Source organism: Caballeronia choica (genome assembly GCF_001544535.1).
Classification (GTDB): Bacteria; Pseudomonadota; Gammaproteobacteria; order Burkholderiales; family Burkholderiaceae; genus Caballeronia; species Caballeronia choica.
This window is the reverse complement of the sequence record NZ_FCON02000386.1, coordinates 1-2183: the sequence shown is the minus strand read 5'-3', so window position 1 is coordinate 2183 and position 2183 is coordinate 1. Positions and strand designations below refer to the sequence as shown.

1 protein-coding gene and 1 pseudogene are annotated in these 2183 nt (G+C 63.8%); both read right to left on the bottom strand.

Annotated elements, in window-relative coordinates:
• Positions 1-386, bottom strand: a pseudogene (locus tag AWB68_RS44265) (flippase); the annotation flags it as partial.
• Positions 387-463: 77 nt separating this feature from the next.
• A complete protein-coding gene (locus AWB68_RS44260) occupies positions 464-1582 on the bottom strand; it encodes a glycosyltransferase family 4 protein (protein ID WP_235028867.1) in 1119 nt (372 codons plus the stop codon).
• Positions 1583-2183: the final 601 nt, after the last annotated feature.

Below are 2183 nucleotides of genomic sequence, written 5' to 3'. Positions count from 1 at the left end.
ATCCACGGCAACGCGTCCAGCACTTCGCGCCGGAATACCGGGCTGATGTTCGCGATCCGCTCGATGTAGATGTACGCGCCGATCCAGAGCAGCCCGGCACCGACCAGCCCCGTGGCAAGATTGAGAAACAATGCGCTCCAGAAGATGCGCTCGATGCTCCCGTCGGTGGTGTGGCGAACCTTGGCGAGACGGTTTTCCGTCGCCATCGAGATGCCGAGGTCCAGCACGCTGAAGTAGCCGACCAGCGCCCACACCAGACTGATCACGCCATATCGTTCGAGGCCCAGACCGTGAATGTAGGGCGGCACCGTGGCGAGCGAAACGAACACCGGCAGGACGAGCCCGACGAAGTTGATCGCGATGTTCCTGAGAATGCTTGTTTCCATTGAACACCAAATGGAGTGTTGAGTTTATTGCATCGAATACGGCGGCGAATCGCCTGCCATCCGCCGAACGCCCGTGTTCAAGGCGCTTCAATGGCCTCGCGATAGACCGTTGCGACTTTCGCCGCGATCACCGGCAGATCGAAATGCGACCGAGCGTACTCGCGGCATGCAGCTTCGCCTGGAACAACACGACGGCCGAGAAGCGTGTCCGCAAGCCCGGCGGCGAGCGCCCTCGCACCGCATGCTTCCAGCACGAGCTGCGGGTCGAGCGGCACGACCGCTTCGGGCAGGCCATCAACCGGCGTCACGAGTACAGGGGTGCCGGCCGCGAGCGATTCGATGGTGGTGAGGCCGAAGCCTTCCAGCGCGACCGTCGGCACGACCGACAAGTTCGCCGCCCGATACCAGAGAGGCAACGCTTCGTCCGCCACGAAACCCGCAAGACGAACATGCTGGGACAATCCGCGTTGTTCGATCAGCGCTTGCAGCGCCGCCGCGAGCGGGCCCTTGCCGGCAATGGCAAGCAGTGCTTCGGGGACCGCCCGGCGCACGAGGACCATGGCCTCGATCAGGTCCTCCAGCCCCATGCGCGGGACGAGCCGCCGCACGCAAAAAATCACGGGACGATCCTGCGAAAGCCCGAGCGCGGCACGCGCCGTCCGGCGATCGACATCGATGCCGAAGCGCTCGGCGTCCACGCAGCCAGGCACGATGCGAATCGTGCCCGCGTCGACGCCGTAGCGCTGCAGCACGCCGGCGAAAGCCTGCGACAGGACAATGTGCAACTTCCCGCGCCGGTACGTATGGCGTTCGATGGCACGCTTGACCGCCGCGTTCACGCGGTTGCGCGCGCCGAAGGCGGTCTCGTCACCCCATGGCCCGTGGAAATGGATCACCTTCGGCACATCCGCGAATTTGCCGAACAGCGGCGCCGCGTAGAGCGCGAAATGTGCGGCGATCACATCAGGAACGCGCTCCGTCCGCAGCCTGTCAGCCGCGCGCCGCAGCTTCGAGATCCTCTGCAGGATCGGCGCGTCGGGCGTGGCAAACGGCGTGATGGTGCCATGCGTCGATATGCGCACGTTTTCGCTGCCTGCCACCAGTCCCCGCACGGTCACGCCTTGCGCTGGAAGGGCGCGTACGAGAGCGTCCACCATGCGGTCGAGCCCGCCTGGAAACTCGGCAAACCAGTTCATGCCGATCTGCAGGGAGTCGATGGTCCTTTCGTCAGAAGACTTGCGCCCTGCACCTTCCGCGCGATCTGGAACGCGGCTTGGAGCAGGCAGGGATGAAATCGATGTGGCCAGTGTCTTCATGGGTCGGTCACTTCATCGCAGTAGTCGCAAGGGGTCAGTTTGCTCGATTTGGCGCACATGGCACCGCCTGGTCCGCAAAGTCGCCATCGAAACGTTCGGCATCGTGAAGTCCTGAAAGGGAGGGGCCGCAGCGCATCGGAAACGATACGCGACGTCTGGAATGGGTACGAGCGGGATGAAGCCACGCGCGAACCATTCGGGGTCGGTAATTGCGTTGAAACCCCGATCAGCGAACCTGCGGTGTTGGCACCCGGGCCGATCCCGAGCCACAAGGCGCTGCCAAGGGTCCCTCGTGCCGTGCGGCAACCGGAGTCGACAGACATTCTGAATCTCATCGAGCGTGTGCGTCGACGAACGTAGGAACAAAGGGTACGTCGACAACTGGCTTGCTTCTGTGTGCCATCGCACGAACGCACGGACGATACGATGGCGGCTCATGGCGAAGCGCGGGCGATGCAGTCGGACAAACCTGCCGCATGGC